Source organism: Neisseria sp. CP9 (assembly GCF_047758525.1).
Classification (GTDB): Bacteria; Pseudomonadota; Gammaproteobacteria; order Burkholderiales; family Neisseriaceae; genus Neisseria.
The window spans coordinates 570,231-589,571 of record NZ_CP180502.1 but is presented as its reverse complement, the minus strand read 5'-3'; the positions used below and the strand labels follow the sequence as shown (position 1 = coordinate 589,571).

The window sequence follows — 19,341 nt, the reverse complement described above, 5'->3', positions numbered from 1 at the left end:
TCCTGCGCCGGCGTGCGGGAATGGCGAAAATTGGGGATTTTGCCGCCAAATCCATGATAGAGATACGGAGCAAACGAATGATTACCCTGCCTTCCTTAAACAATCTGCCGTCAAAATGGGATGAAATCCGCCATTGGCTCGAAACCCAAGTTTTTGAGTGTGAAGTCATGCCGTATCCCAATCTGACGGAACACGAAGCCAAGCAGTTCGAACAGGATTTTATCGACTGCATCGGCTGCACACCTGAAGAATATGTCCGCATCCGCAGAGCCATCCGCCTGCTGGAAGCACGTTATCTTGACAGTCCAAACGAATTAACTACTGCCGCCATTGCCACGCCTTTGGGCGAGATGCTGGCGGTGTTCGGCGGCAAAGGCTTGTGTTTGCTGGAATTTGTCGGGCAGAAGCATATGGAGCAGGAAATTACCGCCGTCCAAAAAGCCTTGCGCGGACGGTTTGTGTTTCGGGAGGATGAGCGAACGCAACTTCTGCGGCAGGAATTGGACTTATACTTCAAGGGTCGTCTGAAAACCTTTGCCACGCCTTTGGAGCAGATTGGCACTGAATTTCAAAAGCAGGCATGGGATGCGCTGCTGGCGATTCCTTACGGCGAAACGCGCAGCTACAAGGAGCAGGCGCAGCGTTTGGGCAATCCTAAAGCCGTCCGCGCCGTTGCCGCCGCCAACGGGCAGAACAAAGTGTCCATCCTGATTCCCTGCCACCGCGTCATCGGCAGCGACGGCAAGCTGACCGGCTACGCAGGCGGCCTGAACCGCAAACAGTCGCTGCTTGCTTTGGAACGCGGCGAAGTTCAGACGACCTTGTTTTGATTTTGAGGTAGGTCGGATACTGGTATCCGACAACGCCGATTGAAATGATCGGATTCGAAAATCCGACCTGACTAAAATAGAGTAGCGGCAGATTGTTCATCAATGCCCGACCTGCCGGAAAGGAGAAATACGAATATGAACCTGAAAAACCGCCATTTCCTGAAACTTTTGGACTTCACGACCGAAGAAATCACCGCCTACCTCGACCTTGCCGCCGAGTTGAAAGCCGCTAAGAAGGCAGGGCGCGAAGTGCAGCGGATGAAAGGGAAGAACATCGCCCTGATTTTTGAAAAAACATCGACCCGCACCCGCTGCGCGTTTGAAGTCGCCGCGCGCGACCAAGGGGCGGGGGTGACTTATCTGGAGCCGTCCGCCAGCCAAATCGGGCATAAGGAAAGCATCAAAGACACCGCCCGCGTTTTAGGCAGGATGTACGACGGCATCGAATATCGCGGCTTCGGGCAGGACGTGGTCGAAGAATTGGCGAAATACGCCGGCGTGCCCGTGTTCAACGGCTTGACCAACGAGTTCCACCCCACCCAAATGCTCGCCGACGCGCTGACCATGCGCGAACACAGCGGCAAACCTTTGAACCAAACCGCGTTTGCCTACGTCGGCGACGCGCGTTACAACATGGCAAATTCGCTGCTGGTGTTGGGCGCGAAGCTCGGTATGGACGTGCGTATCGGCGCACCGAAAACCTTGTGGCCGTCTGAAAACATCGTCGCCCGCGCACGCGCCGTCGCCGAAGAAACCGGCGGAAAGATTTTGCTCACCGAAAACGCGGAAGAAGCCGTCAAAGGCGCAGATTTTATCCATACCGACGTGTGGGTCAGCATGGGTGAGCCGAAAGAGGCGTGGCAGGAACGCATTGATTTATTGAAAGATTACCGCGTTACTCCCGAACTGATGGCGGCATCGGGCAACCCGCAGGTCAAATTCATGCACTGCCTGCCCGCCTTCCACAACCGCGAAACCAAAGTCGGCGAATGGATTTACGAAACCTTCGGCTTAAACGGCGTGGAAGTGACGGAAGAAGTGTTCGAAAGCCCCGCCAGCATCGTGTTCGACCAAGCGGAAAACCGGATGCATACGATTAAAGCGGTGATGGTGGCGGCACTGGGGGATTGACGGCGTTTCTGTTTGAATCCATTAAAAAGGTCGTCTGAAAATCAATATAACGGGTTTTCAGACGACCTTTTGCCTTTATATCCTTTATAATCACGTCCATCACATTTTTATCCGCGCGCCCCTCCAAGCGGCGACGGAGCAATACGCGGCAGAGGCATGGCGGGTTCAGTTTAAACGGGTTTGGCATGGCTCCGCCTGTCCAGATTGAAGCTTAATCCGCCATTCGAATACGCCGCTCATCCGAAAGGTTCGCATGACCACTTATTCCCTCTTCGTTACCTGCCCGCGCGGTCTCGAAGCCCCTTTATCCCAAGAACTCGAACAATTCAAATGCCAAGACATCCGCGCCGTTGACGGCGGCGTCGCGTGCAAAGGCGGTATGGAGCAGGTGTACCGCATCAACCTGCATTCGCGCACCGCAAGCCGCGTGTTGCTGCGCCTGACCAAAAGCGGCTACCGCAACGAGCAAGACATTTATAAAGCGGCGAAAAATATCCGCTGGACGGATTGGTTCGACTTGGAACAAACCTTCAAAGTCAAAGTAGAAGGCAAACGCGCCCAAGTCAAAAGTTTGGATTTCGTCGGGCTGAAAATCAAAGACGCCGTGTGCGACGTGTTCCGCGACGCTTGCGACGCGCGTCCCAGCGTCGGCAAAATCCGCCCCGACATCCGCATCCATGCCTTTATCGACGAGCGCGACATTCAAATTTTTATCGACACGTCCGGCGAAGCTTTGTTTAAACGCGGCTACCGCCAAGACACAGGCGAAGCGCCGATGCGCGAGAACTTGGCAGCGGGCTTGCTGCTGCTGGCAGGCTATGACGGCACGCAGCCTTTCCAAGACCCATTTTGCGGCAGCGGCACCATCGTCATCGAAGCCGCATGGATTGCCACCCGTCGCGCGCCCGGTTTGATGCGCCGTTTCGGGTTTGAAAAGCTGAAAAACTTCGATGCCGCCCTTTGGAAAAAGCTGCAACACGAAGCCGAAACGCAAATCCGCCCCGCGCCAGCTGCGATTTCGGGCAGCGACAATGACCGCTATATGATCCGCGCCGCCGTTGCCAACGCCCAAGCTGCCGAAGTGGACACGTTTATCCGTTTTGAAGTCAAAGACGCGCAGGACACCCGTCCGAACGGGGAAGGCGGCATTTTGATTTCCAATCCGCCTTACGGCGTCCGCCTTGCCGAAGTCCAAGCCCTGCAAGCCCTTTACCCGCAGTTGGGCGCGTGGTTGAAACAGCATTACGCGGGCTGGCTGGCGGGCATGTTTACCGGCGACCGCGATATGCCGAAATTCATGCGCCTTTCGCCCAAACGCAAAATCCCGCTCTACAACGGCAACTTAGACTGCCGCCTGTTTTTGATGGATATGGTCAAAGGGTCGAACCGATAAATCTGATAGAGGTCGTCTGAAAACCAAGGCAACGATGCAGTATCGTTTTCAGACGACCTTTTCGTTTGGAAAAGAGTGAGTGAAACATGATGCAAAACAACCCGCCAAACAAGCGCACAATATCCGCTCTTCCGCTTATCGCAGCGGGCATCTTCTGCCTGCTTGCCGTCGGGCGCGCGGAAGCCATGTCGCAGCCTTTGACGCAGCATGTGGAAATCATCAATCGTTGCGAACACGCCGTCGAAGCGCGAGCCAAGCAGCGGCTGACGCGTCCGTGGAAGCAGATTCCCCGCCGATTCACTTTGGAAGCGGGCGGACGTTTGGAAGACAGTAGGCAGTTGGCGGGGTTGTTCGGTTTCGGTGTGAGACAGGCGCCGCCGCCTAAAGTATCGTTCAACCATCAGGGGCGGGAAATTTCTTCGGCAGTTATCAAACGCTTTATGTACGCCGATGAGCATTTCATCATCATCGCCTGTTCGGAAAACATGACCGACGAAGAGAAAATGAGTCCGCAAGAATGGTATCGTTGGCGGAATGAGCAGCGAAAGCAGGAAATGGGCGGGTAATCCGATGAGGTTGATTGCGTTTATTTGCTCAAGCGTAGGAACTTTCTTTCAATAGAAACTGTCCGATTTCACTCGGATGACCCGTGAAAACAGCGCGGCAGCTCGTGTTGCCTGTCGCGAAATTTGGGCTGAGGTCGTCTGAATCACAATATCGAAAGGAAATAATATGATTAAACCTGCTGTTTTAAGCATTGCCGCCGCTGCGGTTTTGGCGGCTTGCGGTACGTCTGGTAATGAAGATGCCCCTATGGTCGGCGCGGCAAATCCGGCTTCTGAGTTTTGCGTGAAGCAAGGCGGCAAGTTGGAAATGAAAAAAGACAAGGACGGTGCGGAGTATGCGCTGTGCCATCTGCCGGACGGTACGGTCGTTGAAGAATGGGAATATTTCCGTCAGAACAATAAAAATTAACGCTTTGGGCATTTGGACGAGATGATGTTCTGATTGCCGCTAAATATAGTCAATTAAAATCAAAATAGGACAGTAACGCATCGTCAAATCGGGCGTAATCAGACAATACGGTTCGCAGATACCGCTTAATATTCGCCCACACCTTCTCAATCGGGTTGAGCTCAGGTGAATAAGGTGCAAGAGGCAATACCTTATGTCCCCATTTTTCCGCCATTTCCCGTAAGACACCCATACGGTGAAATCGTGCATTATCTAAAATAATCACCGATTTTTGAGTCAATGCGGGCAGTAGGCATTGCTGAAACCACGCTTCAAAAAAGACTCCGGTCATCGTATTTTGATAAACCATCGGAGCAATCAGCCGGTTGCCGACTTGTGCGGACACCAAAGATAAGCGTTGGTATCTTTTTCCACTTATCTGCGCTTTCACTATTTGCCCTTTCGGGCTGCGGGCATAGGGACGGAACAGGTAGCGGTCAAATCCTGTTTCATCCAAATAAACACGTTGGTAGTCGGAAAATTCGGCCAGTTGTGTCAAATAATGCGTTACTTTGGCCGGGTCTTGTTCTTTGTAAGTGGTGGTCTTTTTTTGCGCGTCATCCCCATCTGTTTGAGTGCATAGCAAACGGCGGCTGGCGTACAATCAAAATGTTTGGCGATTTCATGCAGATAGGCATCCGGGTGTTGCCCAACATATTGAGCCAGTTTTTGCCTATCCAATTTGACGGCATTTAGACCGGTAACTTGATGTTTTAGGCTGCCTGTTTGCTTTTTAAGGCGAATCCACAGGTAAAGCGTGTTTCTTGACAAGTTAAACGTCGCTGCGGTTTGGCTGATGTTTTTGCATTGTTCGTAATAGTTTAAAGCTTTGTTTCTTAAGTCCGCAGAGTATGCCATGGTTAGACCTTAAAAGTTGAGTATTGTACTATTTTATTTTTAATTGACTATATGATAAAGAAAGGTCGTCTGAAACCTTGTTTAAGGGTTTCAGACGACCTTTTGACATGTTTGCGATGGAATGCAGTTACGCGGTTTGCTGGATTTCCAGTTTGGTCACGCCGCCCATGTAAGGCTGCAAAGCGGCAGGAATATTGATGCTGCCGTCGGCGTTTTGATGGTTCTCCAAAACCGCCACCAAAGTACGGCCGACTGCCAAGCCGGAGCCGTTTAAAGTGTGTACCAAGCGGTTTTTGCCGTTTTCGTCTTTGAAGCGTGCTTTCATGCGGCGGGCCTGGAAATCTTCGCAGTTGGAGCAGCTTGAGATTTCGCGGTAGGTATTTTGCGCGGGAACCCAGACTTCCAAGTCATACGTTTTGGTTGCGCCGAAGCCCATGTCGCCGGTACACAGGGTAATCACGCGGTAGGGCAGTTCCAAAGCCTTCAGGATGTTTTCGGCGTGACCGACCATTTCTTCCAGCGCTTCGTATGATTTTTCGGGATGAACAATTTGTACCATTTCCACTTTGTCGAACTGGTGTTGGCGAATCAGACCGCGCACGTCTTTGCCGTATGCGCCCGCTTCGGAACGGAAGCATGGAGAATGGGCGGTCAGCTTCAGCGGCAAATCGCTGCCTGCCACGATGCTGTCGGCAACGGTATTGGTCAGCGTCACTTCGGCAGTCGGAATCAGATATTGCGTTTTTTTGCTCTCGTCGCCGCCGCGGGTAACGTGGAACAAATCTTCTGCAAATTTAGGCAGTTGGCCCGTGCCTTGCAGGGTGGTGTCGTCCACGATGTAGGGTGTGTAATGCTCGGTATAGCCATGTTTCAGCGTGTGCGTATCGAGCATGAATTGCGCCAGCGCGCGGTGCAAGCGGGCGATTTGACCTTTCATGACGGTAAAGCGCGCGCCGGACAGTTTCGCGCCGCCTTCGAAATCCAAGCCCAAAGGTTCGCCCAAATCGACATGGTCTTTGATTTCAAAGTCAAATTCGCGCGGTGTGCCGACTTTGCGGACTTCGACGTTTTCGGTTTCGTCTTTACCGACGGGGACGCTTTCGTGCGGCAGGTTGGGAATGCTTAACAACCATGCGTCCAATTCTTTCTGAACGGCATCCAAATCGGCGGCTGCCTGCTCCAAATCGGTTTTGATTTGGGCAACTTGATCCATGGCCGCCTGCGCCTCTTCGTGTTTGCCCTGTCCTTTCAATGCGCCGATTTGTTTGGAAATGCTGTTGCGCGAGGCTTGCAGTTCTTCGGTTTTCACTTGGACGGCTTTGCGCTGCTCTTCCAAGGCATTGAAACGTGCGGTATCAAACTCGTAACCGCGCTGTGCCAAACGTTCGGCGACGGCTGCGGTGTGGCTGCGGAGCTGTTGGATGTCTAACATTTTGTTCTCTCGGTAAGATTTGGAAATGGCATCATTGTAAACCAAATTAAGGATATTTTCACAATGGAAGCGTTGGGCGGCGGGCTTTGCGGCAGATATGAAAAGGGTCGTCTGAAACGCCGGATTTAAGTTTTCAGACGACCTCGGACGGATTCGGATACGCTAAACCCGATGCCGTCGGATGTGTTTTTTCTAATGCCCTTAATGTCTGCAAAAGACGGTCGGCAGGTTGCCATCATCAGGTTTTCGGCAGGGTGACGCCGGTTTGACCCATGTATTTGCCGTTGCGGTCTTTGTAGGAAGTTTCGCAGATTTCGTCGCTCTCGAAAAAGAGGACTTGCGCCACGCCTTCGCCTGCGTAGATTTTGGCGGGCAGGGGGGTGGTATTGGAAAACTCGAGGGTAACGTAGCCTTCCCATTCCGGCTCGAACGGGGTGACGTTGACGATGATGCCGCAGCGGGCGTAGGTGGATTTGCCCAAACAGACGGTCAGGACGTTGCGCGGGATGCGGAAATATTCGACCGTGCGCGCCAGTGCGAAGGAATTGGGCGGGATGATGCAGCAGTCGTCTTCGACGGTGACGAAGTTTTTGGGGTCGAAGTTTTTGGGATCGACGATGGTGCTGTTGATGTTGGTGAAAATTTTAAATTCGTTGGCGCAGCGGATGTCGTAGCCGTAGCTGGACGTGCCGTAGGAGATGATGCGCTGTCCGTTGGCTTCTTTGATTTGGTTCGGCTCGAAGGGGTCGATCATGCCGAACTCTTCGCTCATGCGGCGTATCCATTTGTCGGACTTGATGCTCATAATGTTTTCCTTGTTTCTTGCGGTTTCAGACGACGTCTTCGGGGAGGTCGTCTGAAAATGCGGGACGGGATTATTTGGTTTTGGGCAGTTTCACTTCTTTAATCATGCCGTTTTCGCATTTCATGATGAAGACGGTTTCGCCGTTTTGCGAGGCGGTGAATTTGCCGTGTGCCAGGCCTTTTTTGAACGTGCCTGACAGTACCATGTTGCGGAACTTGGTGCTGTTGGAATTGAACGGCTCGATGAAGGTTTCGCGGTTGACGGAGACAGTGTAAACGCCTTGACCGTCGAATTTGCCGTTTTTAAACGCGCCGGTGTAGCTGCGTCCGTCTTGGCAGCGCCATGTACCTTTGCCGGCGGGTTTGCCGTCTTTGCCGACATCGCCGTCGTAGGTGCAGCCCGGTTCTTGATAGGAATTCAGGACGGCGGCTGAGGCGGGGAGGGCAAGCATAATGGCAAGCGGCAGGAATGCGAGGTGTTTAAACATAAGGTTGTCCATCGGATGTAGGTTTCAGACGACCTTTTATAGTGGATTAACTTTAAACCAGTACGGCGTTATCTCGCCTTAGCTCAAAGAGAACGATTCTCTAAGGTGCTGAAGCATCAAGTGAATCGGTTCCGTACTATCTGTACTGTCTGCGGCTTCGTCGCCTTGTCCTGATTTTTGTTAATCCACTATATCGTGTAAAGGTCGTCTGAAAAATTAGTCTTGCCAGCCGCCCAAATAGGAAACCAGCTCTTCCAACATGGTGCTGACGGATTCCGCCATCAGGATTTGTGAGGCGAAGGCAAGGCTAGCAGCATCGTCGCCGTTGCTCTCGGCTTCTTCCTGCAATACGTCGAGGTATTGGATGCGCTTGAGCGTGAAGTCTTGCGTGAGGATGAAGGCGATTTGTTCGCGCCACACTAAGCCCAGTTGGGTCACGGTTTTGCCGTTTTTGACGTGTTGAACCACTTCATCGGCGGTCAAATCTTGTTTGGACACTTTGACGACGGGAACAACATCACCCACGCCTTTGAGTTCGCAATCACTGTCCAATTCAAAACCGCCCTCGCAATGCCCTTGCAAAAGCCATTCGGTCATCAGGGAGGAGGGTGATTGCTTGGTATTCGGCAGCGAGGCTTCCAAACCGCCCAAGGCTTCGCGCAGCTTGGTCAGGATGTTTTCCGCTTTGGCGGAAGCCGCATTGTTGACGAGCAGATAGCCGTGGCGGGTGTTGAACACTGCTTCAGTACGGCTGCTGCGGGTAAACGCGCGGGGCAACAGGTCGTCTGTAATTTGCTCTTTAAGCTCTTGTTTTTCCTTGCGACCGACATTGCGGGCTTCATTGTTTTGAATTTCCGCCACCTTCTCTTCCAAAATATCGCGGATGACGCCGGCAGGCAGGACTTTTTCTTCTTTTTTCAGGGCGACGCGCAAAGTAAAATCGGCAGGGAAAACAAGTTCTGGGGAGAACGAAACCGGTGCGGCAAAGCCTTCGCTGGACCAGTCCAAACCTTGGCAGCGGGTAAATTCAGCCTCTGCAAGTTTGTCGGCAAGTACGTCCGCTTCGGGCAGCTTTTCTTTGTTGAGCGGATAAAAACTGATCTGCTTGAACCACATGGTTTGTTTTCCTTTTCATTAAAAGCGGCATTATACAGGCAAAGCCGATACAAAGATAAGGAGCAGAAGGGTCGTCTGAAACCAGTTTGACCATAAAAAACGCCAGACCCGTTGACAGCGTTTTAACGCTTATGTATAGTTCGCAACTCGGTTACGCGCCCATCGTCTAGAGGCCTAGGACACTGCCCTTTCACGGCGGCAACCGGGGTTCGAATCCCCGTGGGCGTGCCAGATTTTCAATAAACCCTTACTGGAGAACAGTAAGGGTTTATTTTTTGTCTTTTGAAATGGGTGGGATGGGGTGCTGAGTGTTTTAATGCAGCCATTCAAGAATCTGCATCACATGCCTCAATCCCTGCGCGTGCATTCCATACATACCTTAGTGTGCAAATTAAGAAATTATGCGTGTTATGGTTCTTTTTCAGACTAAACCCATCAACTCTCCAATAGGTTCGCATTCTATTGAATTTTCTAAATATCCAGGCTGCCAGATTCTTTCATAACAAAATACTATAAATCTAGGAAACGCAAGTAATTCTTCAAAGATGCTTAACCAATTATAGATAAAATCATCCGTATCCAGTATCCAAGGTCGATGTGATGGCGAGTAGTAAATTACTACGTACTTTCCTTGGCAAGCTTTAAATCTTTTAAAAGTGTCATAATGAATAGATGCTGTCGTTATTTCCCTAAATAAGGAAATACGCAGCTTCTCGCCTTTAATCTTATCCCAATCTATGCTTGATCCAGTCCAAGGCAGTTGATTTAAAGCTAAATCGATTCTCTCAGCATCGGTAATAGATAAAAAATTCTTAATTTCTAATGACATAATATAGGTATCTTTTCATGATGTGGTCGTCTGAAAATCCCAAAATTCAGGTTTTCAGACGACCGTGAATGTTGAATTCTGAAGCAGAAAGGTGATTGTATTTATTACATATTCAGGAATTTGAAATTAATTGGTTAAATACATATGTATTTTCTTCTTCTATGTCTTCATCTTCATAAACTTGAATTGGATTTTCCGATTCCCCAGTCAATAAATATCCATTAAAGTCATCATTAGGGATATAACAAGCAATATGTTTGAGTTGAGATACTGCTATAATTTTATCTCTAATTTCATCATCTGTTGCTGCAACCCGATATAAATTCACAAGCCAAGAAGCATTGCCATCAATTTTAGAATAAACACAAAGGCAGCATATTTCATTCAAATCATTGTTTGGAAAATTTGGATCATTAAGTTTTTCAAAAGTGGTTGCTAGAATTTTATTTGAAGAACAGCCTAAGGCTGAGGCAAGAAATTCTATAATTTCATCTATAGAAATTGGATTTTTAATGAAAAAATCAAACATATAATATTACTATTTCAGGTTGCTGGTTGATTGTATTTGAAGTATGAAGAATTACTTTTACCCACTTGAAGATGACGTTAATGCCCCTTTTAAGGTTGTCTGATCACGGGTTTCAGACGACCTTTATTGCGGATCGCTTCTCGCGATGGCGGTGCGCAGTTACTGACAAAGCTTACAACTATAAAAGGGCGTAGGAAAGTCTAAACAACTTATACGGCTACAATCCCATAGGGTCGTCTGAAAAGTTAAAACGTATTATTTTCTTTGCCTATATCCCGCTTCCCTGATTTATGTTTTTCAGGCGTTGCTCACGACTGATAAAGGGTAAATCGCTAATTTGAGGAATGCCAAAATGATCCACAAGAGGCAGCAATCCTAAATGGTGCAGCTCCTGTTCGATTGCGGCAGCCACTTTACGCATTTCAGGATTCTCAAAGTCGTAGGGTTGCTCGGTGCTGATAATGATACTGCCTCTATTCGGAAGATAGATAACCTCGTTTGCACTGGGTACTTCCTCTGGTAGGATTTCGGCAGGTAGAAAGGTAAACCATTCAAAAGCCATACGTTTTTCATAAAGGGAAAATGGCCGGACTCTCGAGGGATAAAAACGGTTTACTCCTCGAAACCGACAATGTGGCAGATATTTATCCAAATAAAAGAATATCCATTCTTTTATCAAGGCTTTATCAATGTCGGATTCATTCATCAAAAAATAATGACCAAACGCAACAGAAGAAGATCCATCGGTACTTGGGGCTAAACCTAGTTTAAACAAACCGTGTTGTTTTTCTATTGGACGATGTTCATCCTCATATTTATACCATTCCTTATAGGACACATTCAGCCAATCTAGGTCGAACATTTCGGGTTCATGCCGTACTTCTTCCGAAGTCAGTGCAAAATCCTTCATCAGTGCAAGATCGGCAAGAGGCAGGGGAAACTCGACGTATTTGTCTTTATAGTTGTGATTGTAGTTTTTACTGGTCTTGATCACCGGATAGCTTTTGTCTTTAAAGTTGACCATGCCGTTTTTGATATTTCTACGTTCTGTCAACAGTTTTACCGTAACCGTATCGTTGCATATAAATAATTCCTGGAGGTGTTCTTTTTGAAAGGCCAGCATATCCTTAAATACCCGATCAAGGGACTGCTGCACAGCAGAAAAATGCATAGTAAAATCGATTTTTTTCATTTAGTTTCCTAGATTCATTCTTTGGGCGTATTTGGGATTCGCTGCAATTTCCTGTCCGCCTATCGAATACTGCTAGAGTTCAATATTATTAAAAAAATTCTCCCGATTCATGGCGTCGAATGTTTCCATATCTAAATGCGCCCATTTATATTCACTGACGAAATCACGCAGCATTTGGCTTTTTGACACGGTTCTGCCCCATGCGTCATAGATGGTTTTTCCCAAATATTCTTTGAGCGCACTGATTACCTCCTCTGGTGCTGAGGCGGAAATAATAATGTAGTCGTTGACTGCACTTTTTTTCAATCCTGCTGCAACGGCTTCGTCATATAACGATGAGAATTTTGAAAAATCGTTCAACAAGGATTTAATTTCCTCTTCTTTTTCAAGCTGGTGCAGAGTTTTAAAAATCCACTTCTTTTCGGCTACGTGATCTATATCATCATCGTCTAAGTAGTTGCACGTTAAATCAAACATTGTATGTGTCCTTTCTAGAAGTAATTGTTGTGTTTGGGCAGAGTCAGGGGGCGTCTGAAACGGCGGAGCAGCAATATCGGATCATTAAAACTCTGAAGCCACCAGTACACTGCCGCCATCGTCTCGTTTGAGTAGCCGCCAGACCGCATCGGTTTTCCAAATTACGGTCGTACCATTTTGTAGGTGCTGAAGGTATTCACCATCATCAGGAAAGATTTCTCCCTTTTCAAAATGCCGTTCTATTGCATTCTCCAGATTGTCGGGTATCCACAGCCCGGCATAAGGTGCTTCCAAAGGTCTCTCACGGTAAACCGGCATCAGTTCCTGCTTCGTCCCTTTAGGATCAAAAATCCCGTTTTCAAAATTGGCATTATCCCAACGGTGCAGCCAGTAATAGCCTTGGGAAGCTGAGTAGCGGTTTTTGCCGTTGCCGAAGGCGGTATGTAGTGAGTCGTTCAGCTTTTGTGTCAGTATCGGCCGCATCAGGTTGTTTACTACCAAGTAATTAATGGGCAACGGTTTGGTTTTATCTCCCAAGTCGGGAAATTTCCCTGCTTTGAATACCATGATGCCGTTAAAGGTCTTCAGCGTAATGTCCGGATAATGGTTTAAAACGTTTTGGATTTCCATGCTGTTCAATTTATCTTGGAACGTCTTGCCGACAAGTGTGTACCAGCTGATAGATTTTATACCTGCGTACCAAAGGAGGGTTATGGGTGAATCTGAATCAGGTGTTACCCCCCAATAACGTTTGGTCACAGCGTATTCATAAAATTGGTATTTATAGTAGGAGTCAGGGAGGGCGATGGTCAGTCCGGCATAGCCATGGAAAATATCAAACTGTTTGCAAACATATTCCACCCACTCTTCAAATTCCTGCTGTTGGGCAGTGGTTGATAAAAAGGACAAAGGCAGGGTAATTTGAAGGCAAGACAATCCATTTTCATCTATGGGATGGGAGGATAGAGTTTTGAATTGATATTCCGGGGCTCTTTGACCATATTCCGTATCAGAAGTCAGCACACATTCTAATCTGCGACCTGATTCGGCATTTTTAATGGTACGGTCTATTTTGTTTTGAAATGCGGTCGGATTGAGTCGTGCAAAACGGCGCATGTCTGTCCAAAAATGCATTTTCAAACACCTATGATATTTTAAATAAAAGCGTTCGGCAGCTTCCAGCGTCTTGCGTTGTCCCGCTACCGAACCGCCACCCGTGTAGTAGATCAATATGGTCAGTCCCAGACGGGCATTGATATTGTAGTCTTCGTCATACATCAGGATTTCATCGGCTTCCCGTTGCAGGGACTCGTATAGTTTGGTTGTCATATTGTCTCTTTTATATGGCTGTTGTGGTTTATTCGGCAGGTGGATTACCATGATGGGCATCGAATTCGTGTACTTTTCCAGTTGAACATAAATCAAAAAGGCAGATAGGACAAATGAACGATGATGAATGGTGGAAATGCGTTATGGATGGTTGTTTGAGGGTGGTGGGGATAAATAGAATTGGGTCGTCTGAATAGAGAGTTTCAGACGACCCCTTTTTGATAATGTTGTTTTTAACTTGATCTATGTTTTGAGTTTTGAGGATATCTTCCCTGTAAAGGTTATTAAGGGGAATTGTGCAAGGCGTAGCCAGCAGGTACATCAGCATATCCTCGAAAATGCCAAATTGTGAAAAACGCTTCTGTTTCTTAAAACAGAAGCGTTTTCGCATTTCAGACGACCTGCAATCCGTTTGTCGGAATCGGGCTGAGGCTTGGTTTGGGTTCTATTAAGATGTGAATCAACCGGGCAGGTACTGCATCGGGTCGACGGCTTTGCCGTTCAAGCGGACTTCGAAATGCAGTTTGACGCCGTCTGTGTCGGTATTGCCCATGGTGGCAATCGGCTGGCCTGCTGCGACTTTTTGGTCTTTTTGAACCAGAATGGTGTCGTTGTGTGCGTAGGCGGTGATGGAGAAGTCGTTGTGGCTGATGAGAATCAGTTTGCCGTAGCCGCGGACTTCTTCGCCGACGTAGATGACGGTTCCGGCTGCTGCGGATTTGACGCTTTGTCCGAGTGTGCCGCCGATATCGATGCCTTTGTTGGTCGCGTTGTCGTAGCCGCGGATGATGGAATTTTTGCCGTTGTCGACCGGCCATTGCAGGGTCAGGCGGTTGACGGGGGTGACGGTTTTGGCGTTGCTGATGTCGGTGCTGCCGGAGCGGGGGCGGTTGGCGACGTTTTTACGGACGCGCAAGACTTGTCCGACTTCAATTTGTGAGGCGTTGTTCAGATTGTTCCAGGATGCCAGTGTGTTGACGTTTTGTCCGTAGCGTTTGGCGATTTGGCTGAGGGTGTCGCCCGGTTTGACGCGGTAGTAGCCGTCGGGTACGGCACCAGTGGGCGAGCCGCCGCCGGCACAGGCGGCGAGCGTGAATGCTACACCTAATGCGGTCAGACGGAGAAGTGCGGTTTTGAAAGATAGGGTACGGTTTGTTTTCATAGGGAACTAAATGGATAAATCAATAGGATTATGGGCAGGCTCGAAGGTTCAACCTGATAGGATATCTTTTTGATTCGTCGGACAGTTTGAAAAGCAATACGACGGATGTTGACGGTAGCCCGGGGTCGTCTGAAACGGTCGGGCTGCAACGGCTGTTTCGGTTTTCGGTATAATCCTGCATTTTACACTCGGCACGATGCCTGTTGAACTTTATCCGTGAATACTTCTTCTCATAAATCTTCTTTGCCTTATCTGGCTGCTTGCGGCAGCTTGATTTTTTTGATTGTCCTTTCTTTATCTTGGGAACTGTGGATTGCGCCTTTGCGCAGCGGCGGTTCGTGGTTGGCGCTGAAGGCTTTGCCTTTGTGCCTGCCGTTGTCGGGTATTTTGAAGGGTAAAGTTTATACTTACCAGTATAGTTCTATGTTGATTTTGATTTATTTTGCCGAGGCGGTGATGCGTTTGTTCAATGCGGGTACTGCCGAGGTGGTGTGTGCCGCTTTATCGTTGACGGCATGTTTGGTGTTTTTTGTTGCATGCCTGGCTTTTGTGAAGCAGCAGAGAAAGGCGGGGAAATAATGTTTATGCGTTTTTCAGACGACCTTAAGAGTGAATGGGACAAGCGTTTGCTGCCGTTGTGGTGCTGTTTCTTGTGGATATGCGCCGCGCCGTTTTTGTCTTTTTACCGTGTCGGTCCGTTGTCGAGTTTTTATCTGGAAGCGGCTTCGCTGCTGGGTGCGCTGATGCTGGTGTTGGTCACGGCGTATAAGGGTTTGTTGAGCGTGCGCCTGCCTAAGGCGGCTGTCGGTTTGTTGGTTTTGGCGGCTTTTTGGTGGCTTCAGGCGCGGATGATGGATTTGATTTACGTCGGCATGAACGATATGGTGATGTGGACGTTTGTCATTTTGGCTTTGGCGGTATGGGCTTGCCGCGGTTGGGTGGCTGCCTATGGGCAGGAACGCATCGTGACGGTGTTCGCATGGTCGCTATTGTTTGGTACGTTGGTAGAGGCTGCGATTGCGTTTATACAGTTTAAGGGCTGGTATGATCTTGGTTTCCTGCGCAACATGATTGTGTATAGCGGGAAGGAGGTCAGCGGTCAGCTTGGACAACGCAACCACCTCGGGCATTATTTGATGTGGGGTGTTTTGGCGGCGGCTTATTTGTGGTCAACCCGCAAAATGCCGAACTGGTTGGGATTTTTGTTGGTTTTCTTGATGACGGCTGTCTTGGGCTTGGTCAACTCGCGCACGATTCTGGGCTATGTGGCCGGCGTGGCGTTGATTTTGCCCGTGTGGCGTTGGCGTGCGGGACGGGATTCTGCGAGGCTGGTGCGGATATTTTTCCTGACGGTCGCGCTGGTGGCGGTATTTCAATTTGCGATGGGTTCGATTTTGGAGCTGCTGGGCAACGGTCAATATGAAACGGCGGTCGAACGCGCCGGAAACAGCGGTTTTGAAGGCTCGATGCGTCAGATTGAATGGCGTAAGGCCTGGACTGCTTTCTTGTCAGCGCCTTGGTTCGGACACGGTTGGAACAGCTTTGCCCAACAGACTTTCTGGATTAATGCGGAGCAGCAGTATTTCCCGAATAATATCCTAGGAGTATTGTTTACCCATTCGCACAATATTGTTTTACAACTGCTTTCCGAAGTCGGGCTGGTCGGTACGGTATTGGTTGCCCTGACGATGCTTGCGGGGCTGTGGCGGATGTTGGTGCGTCCTTACCATCCGGCTTCGTTGCTGTTGCTGTCTATGGTTGCCGTCAGTATGTGCCACAGTATGCTGGAGTATCCTTTGTGGTATATCTATTTCCTGACGCCGTTTGTATTGATGTTCGCACTTGCGCCGGCACGTTATGAAGACGTTTCAGACGACCTCGCTTGGGCGCGCGGCCGCAATTGGGCAGGCGGGCTTGCCACGCTGCTGATTATCGGCGGGCTGCTGCATATGGGCTGGACGTATACCGATTTGGTCGATTACAGCCGGATTCCGAAAAATGAAAGTACGGAGATGGTCGGACGTAAGATTAACGGTTTGCGCCATATTTCTGAAAACAGCCCGATGCTGGCTTATTATGCCGACCTCAGCCTGACCCGCCGAGCCGAGCCGACCGATATGCAGGTCAAACCTTGGGCGGAGAAGGCGGCGATTAATTCCTTGTCTTACCGTCCGTATTCCAACGCTTATCAGGTGGCGCTGTATCTCTACCGGCAAGGCAAGAAGGAAGAGGGCGCGAAATGGATGCAGGCGATGCAGTATTATTATCCGTACATGATGTCGTTTTACGCGGGCAAGTTGCGCAGCCATCCCGTGTTCCAACCGCTTTTGCCCAAGCTGCTGGCGGACTGCAAAGATTTCGTCAATGCGCCTAAACACGAAAAAGCGAAGTCTTGCGATGTTGTGCAATAAACAATAGGCTGATGTAAAAAGGTCGTCTGAAACCCGATTTCAAGGTTTCAGACGACCTTTTGTTATTGATTATTCACACATATTCCCTTTTATTGTTTTCCTTCCAAGCCTGATGCGAAAAGAGCCAAAGCAACACAATCCCGCATACTGTCGAAGTCAGCATCATGCCCGCCATGACCAAGGCGGAACCATTGTGCAGCCGAGTCGCCAGCAATCCCACGCTTGCGCCGATGATGGATTGGAATACGCCCAACACCGCATTCGCGCTGCCGCTTTCCTGCTTGAAATAAGTCATAAAGCAAGCTTGTGTGTTTGCGCCGACCAAGCCTTGCGTGCCTACCGAAAACATTACGCATGGCACCAAAGCCCACATCGGCGGCAGCCCCATCGATACGACCAACAGCACCATCGTCAGGTTCGCCACAAACTGCACGATAATGCCCCATTTCAAAATACTTTGCGGGTGTGCCCCCGTTTTCAGCCGCCATGCCGTGATGCGGTTGAACGAAGCCATCGTAAGGACGTTCAGCGCAAAGGCCCAAGAATATTGGTGCGGCGTCACATGGTACAGTTTTTGGTAAACAAAAGACGATTCCGTCAAAAATGCAAACATCGACGCAAAGCTGAATGCCTGAAAAAACAGATAGCCCATCGCCGCCCGCGTTTTCAGCACTCTGGCAAACCTGCCCGCCACCAGTCCGAAAATGTCCATCCTGATTTTACCCGTCTGCTTCGGACGCGGGAGGAAAGTAAACACCAAGATGAACAAAACAAACGAATACGCCGCCAAAAAACCGAAAATAAAACGCCAGCCGCCCAAATCCTGCAACATCGAGCCGAACATAGGCGCAATCAGCGGCACGACCATCAGGATAATGCCGATTAAGGCAAACATCTGCGCCGCCTGCCTGCCCGAATAATAATCGCGCACCATCGCACCGACGATGACCACCGTCATCCCCGCCCCGAACGCCTGTACGGCGCGCAGGTTCAACAGCCCGTCCACCGACTGCACCATCGTCAGCGCGACAACGGCCGCAAAATAAATGCTCAAACCGACCAAAGCCACCGGTCTGCGTCCCTTGATGTCCGAAACCGCGCCACCGGCAATCTGACCGAACGCCACGCCGAACATAAACAAAACCAAACTCTGCTCAATGCGGTGGATATCCGTGCTCAGCGACTGCGCCATTTCCGGAATGGCGGGCAGGTAGGCATCGACCGAAAACGGCATCAGGGCAACCAACATCGCCATCAAAACCGCCATTTGCTTTTCGCCCAGCGGGGAGGGGGTGGATTGGGACATAAGGGACTTTCTGTGTATTTGAATTTCTATGGCGGATTCGTTCGGCAATAACGAGGGTTCGGTTAATCCGCACAATAACTGCCTTCGGAACAAAATCCGATATAAAAGGTCGTCTGAAAACCGCGATACAGGCTTTCAGACGACCTTTCTTATTGCTTAAGAACGTTGGAACAGATTATTTGGCTGCTTCAGGTTGGCTGGCTGCTGCCGCTTTATCGCCTTCTTTGGCGAAGTATTTGGCGTGGATTTTGTCGTATTCGCCGCTGTCGCGTACTTTTTTCAGCGCTTCGTTCAGCATTTTGACGGTCGCTTCGTCGCCTTTGCGTGCGGCGATGCCGTAGTTTTCAATCGTGAAATCAGGCAGGGTGATGAAGTCCATGCTTTTGGTCGGGTTGTTTTTCACATAGTTGGCGATGACCGCGCTGTCGCTGACTACGGCATCCACGCCGCCGTTTTCCAGCTCTTTGATGACCAAAGGAACGCTCTCAAAGCGGGCAATTTTCGGATTGTCGTTGCCCAAGAGTTTGGAAACGGAGAAGTCGCCGGTTTGTCCGGTAACGACACCGACTTTCGCCATGTTTTTGAGGTCGTCTGAAGAAGTAACTTTTTTACCTTTGGGAACGAGGACGACTTGGGTGATTTCAAAATAAGGGTCGGTGAAATCCATGGACTGCTTGCGCTCGTCGGTAATGGTTACGCCGGAGATGACGATATCCGTATCGCCGTTTTTGAGCGCGGGGAAGAGGCTGTCCCAAGGCTGGTGTTTGAATTCGACTTTGAAGTTGCCGGTTTTTGCCATGGCGTTCATCAAATCGACGTCGAAACCTTCAACGTTGCCGGCGGAATCCAATGATTCGAAAGGGGCGAATTCGGCGTTGGCGGCGACGCGGTACACTTTGTCGGCTTTAGGGGCTGACGAGGAAGCGTCTTTGCTTTGGCCGCCGCAGGCGGAGAGTGCCAGCGCAGAGCAGGCGAGGGCGGCTGCAATCCATTTTTTCATGTTCATGGGGAGGTTCCTTCTTTACGGATATTAATAAATA

21 protein-coding genes and 1 tRNA gene are annotated in these 19,341 nt (G+C 49.6%); 8 read left to right on the top strand and 14 right to left on the bottom strand.

The window, feature by feature from the left end:
- The first annotated feature begins 20 nt into the window (after positions 1 to 20).
- The 5 genes from ACMYUL_RS02750 (at position 21) to ACMYUL_RS02730 (ending at position 4,329) form a co-directional block, all read left to right on the top strand.
- Positions 21 to 830, top strand: coding sequence for a methylated-DNA--[protein]-cysteine S-methyltransferase (locus ACMYUL_RS02750; RefSeq protein ID WP_342032222.1), 810 nt, complete (start codon positions 21 to 23; stop codon positions 828 to 830).
- A gap of 135 nt (positions 831 to 965) precedes the next feature.
- Positions 966 to 1,961, top strand: coding sequence for an ornithine carbamoyltransferase (locus tag ACMYUL_RS02745; RefSeq protein ID WP_415771945.1), 996 nt, complete (start codon positions 966 to 968; stop codon positions 1,959 to 1,961).
- A 253-nt stretch (positions 1,962 to 2,214) separates the two neighbouring features.
- Entirely contained in the window at positions 2,215 to 3,354 is a 1,140-nt protein-coding gene (locus tag ACMYUL_RS02740) for a class I SAM-dependent RNA methyltransferase (protein WP_342032445.1), read from the top strand.
- 86 nt (positions 3,355 to 3,440) lie between these two features.
- The gene (locus tag ACMYUL_RS02735; RefSeq protein ID WP_342032446.1) at positions 3,441 to 3,920 is read left to right on the top strand and encodes a hypothetical protein; all 480 of its coding nucleotides are present in this window, start codon (positions 3,441 to 3,443) and stop codon (positions 3,918 to 3,920) included.
- 166 nt (positions 3,921 to 4,086) lie between these two features.
- A complete protein-coding gene (locus tag ACMYUL_RS02730) occupies positions 4,087 to 4,329 on the top strand; it encodes a DUF333 domain-containing protein (protein WP_415771942.1) in 243 nt (80 codons plus the stop codon).
- A gap of 49 nt (positions 4,330 to 4,378) precedes the next feature.
- On the opposite strand, the gene ACMYUL_RS02725 is transcribed toward ACMYUL_RS02730, so the two are convergent.
- The 5 genes from ACMYUL_RS02725 to ACMYUL_RS02705 all read right to left on the bottom strand — a co-directional run bounded on the left by ACMYUL_RS02725 (position 4,379) and on the right by ACMYUL_RS02705 (position 9,066).
- Positions 4,379 to 5,226, bottom strand: a protein-coding gene (locus ACMYUL_RS02725; RefSeq protein ID WP_099048485.1) for an IS630 family transposase whose coding sequence is annotated in 2 segments (ribosomal slippage) — positions 4,379 to 4,911 and positions 4,911 to 5,226 — 849 coding nt in all. Because the reading frame shifts where the segments join, the coding sequence is not laid out codon by codon here.
- Between the two features lie 127 nt (positions 5,227 to 5,353).
- Entirely contained in the window at positions 5,354 to 6,658 is a 1,305-nt protein-coding gene (gene serS / locus ACMYUL_RS02720) for a serine--tRNA ligase (protein WP_342031591.1), read from the bottom strand.
- 238 nt (positions 6,659 to 6,896) lie between these two features.
- Complete coding sequence (gene dcd, locus ACMYUL_RS02715; RefSeq protein ID WP_003741335.1) at positions 6,897 to 7,463, bottom strand: dCTP deaminase; 567 nt, start codon at positions 7,461 to 7,463, stop codon at positions 6,897 to 6,899.
- 70 nt (positions 7,464 to 7,533) lie between these two features.
- Entirely contained in the window at positions 7,534 to 7,950 is a 417-nt protein-coding gene (locus tag ACMYUL_RS02710) for an MORN repeat-containing protein (RefSeq protein WP_342031590.1), read from the bottom strand.
- Positions 7,951 to 8,166: 216 nt separating this feature from the next.
- Positions 8,167 to 9,066, bottom strand: a complete 900-nt coding sequence (locus ACMYUL_RS02705; RefSeq protein ID WP_009312388.1) for a recombination-associated protein RdgC — start codon at positions 9,064 to 9,066, stop codon at positions 8,167 to 8,169.
- A 155-nt stretch (positions 9,067 to 9,221) separates the two neighbouring features.
- On the opposite strand from ACMYUL_RS02705, the gene ACMYUL_RS02700 reads away from it, so the two are divergent.
- Positions 9,222 to 9,297: transfer RNA gene (locus tag ACMYUL_RS02700), tRNA-Glu, on the top strand.
- Positions 9,298 to 9,487: 190 nt separating this feature from the next.
- Here the strand turns inward: ACMYUL_RS02700 and ACMYUL_RS02695 are convergent.
- The 7 genes from ACMYUL_RS02695 to ACMYUL_RS02665 all read right to left on the bottom strand — a co-directional run bounded on the left by ACMYUL_RS02695 (position 9,488) and on the right by ACMYUL_RS02665 (position 14,584).
- Entirely contained in the window at positions 9,488 to 9,895 is a 408-nt protein-coding gene (locus ACMYUL_RS02695) for a hypothetical protein (protein ID WP_415771939.1), read from the bottom strand.
- Between the two features lie 112 nt (positions 9,896 to 10,007).
- On the bottom strand, positions 10,008 to 10,424 hold the full coding sequence (locus ACMYUL_RS02690; protein ID WP_049230509.1) for a hypothetical protein: 417 nt from the start codon (positions 10,422 to 10,424) through the stop codon (positions 10,008 to 10,010).
- Between the two features lie 268 nt (positions 10,425 to 10,692).
- Complete coding sequence (locus ACMYUL_RS02685) at positions 10,693 to 11,616, bottom strand: hypothetical protein (protein WP_415771937.1); 924 nt, start codon at positions 11,614 to 11,616, stop codon at positions 10,693 to 10,695.
- A 72-nt stretch (positions 11,617 to 11,688) separates the two neighbouring features.
- Positions 11,689 to 12,093: a hypothetical protein gene (locus ACMYUL_RS02680; protein WP_415771935.1), complete on the bottom strand. Its 405-nt coding sequence runs from the start codon at positions 12,091 to 12,093 to the stop codon at positions 11,689 to 11,691.
- A gap of 84 nt (positions 12,094 to 12,177) precedes the next feature.
- The gene (locus ACMYUL_RS02675) at positions 12,178 to 13,422 is read right to left on the bottom strand and encodes a type VI immunity family protein (protein WP_415771933.1); all 1,245 of its coding nucleotides are present in this window, start codon (positions 13,420 to 13,422) and stop codon (positions 12,178 to 12,180) included.
- Positions 13,423 to 13,450: 28 nt separating this feature from the next.
- The gene (locus tag ACMYUL_RS02670) at positions 13,451 to 13,813 is read right to left on the bottom strand and encodes a hypothetical protein (protein WP_415771931.1); all 363 of its coding nucleotides are present in this window, start codon (positions 13,811 to 13,813) and stop codon (positions 13,451 to 13,453) included.
- Positions 13,814 to 13,882: 69 nt separating this feature from the next.
- Positions 13,883 to 14,584 (bottom strand): peptidoglycan DD-metalloendopeptidase family protein, encoded by a 702-nt coding sequence (locus ACMYUL_RS02665; protein ID WP_415771929.1) that lies wholly within the window; start codon positions 14,582 to 14,584, stop codon positions 13,883 to 13,885.
- A 216-nt stretch (positions 14,585 to 14,800) separates the two neighbouring features.
- Here ACMYUL_RS02665 and ACMYUL_RS02660 point away from each other — a divergent pair, with 216 nt between their 5' ends.
- Both ACMYUL_RS02660 and ACMYUL_RS02655 read left to right on the top strand, forming a co-directional pair.
- Positions 14,801 to 15,163 (top strand): DUF2069 domain-containing protein, encoded by a 363-nt coding sequence (locus ACMYUL_RS02660; protein ID WP_070773153.1) that lies wholly within the window; start codon positions 14,801 to 14,803, stop codon positions 15,161 to 15,163.
- Positions 15,163 to 16,995: a Wzy polymerase domain-containing protein gene (locus tag ACMYUL_RS02655; protein WP_415771927.1), complete on the top strand. Its 1,833-nt coding sequence runs from the start codon at positions 15,163 to 15,165 to the stop codon at positions 16,993 to 16,995. The genes ACMYUL_RS02660 and ACMYUL_RS02655 overlap by 1 nt, the downstream gene beginning before the upstream one ends.
- 73 nt (positions 16,996 to 17,068) lie before the next feature.
- Here ACMYUL_RS02655 and ACMYUL_RS02650 read toward each other — a convergent pair whose 3' ends face one another.
- Positions 17,069 to 18,301 carry a multidrug effflux MFS transporter gene (locus ACMYUL_RS02650; protein WP_415771925.1) on the bottom strand — a complete coding sequence of 411 codons (1,233 nt, stop codon included), beginning with the start codon at positions 18,299 to 18,301 and terminating at the stop codon, positions 17,069 to 17,071.
- Between the two features lie 175 nt (positions 18,302 to 18,476).
- On the bottom strand, positions 18,477 to 19,307 hold the full coding sequence (locus ACMYUL_RS02645; RefSeq protein WP_415771923.1) for a basic amino acid ABC transporter substrate-binding protein: 831 nt from the start codon (positions 19,305 to 19,307) through the stop codon (positions 18,477 to 18,479).
- Positions 19,308 to 19,341: the final 34 nt, after the last annotated feature.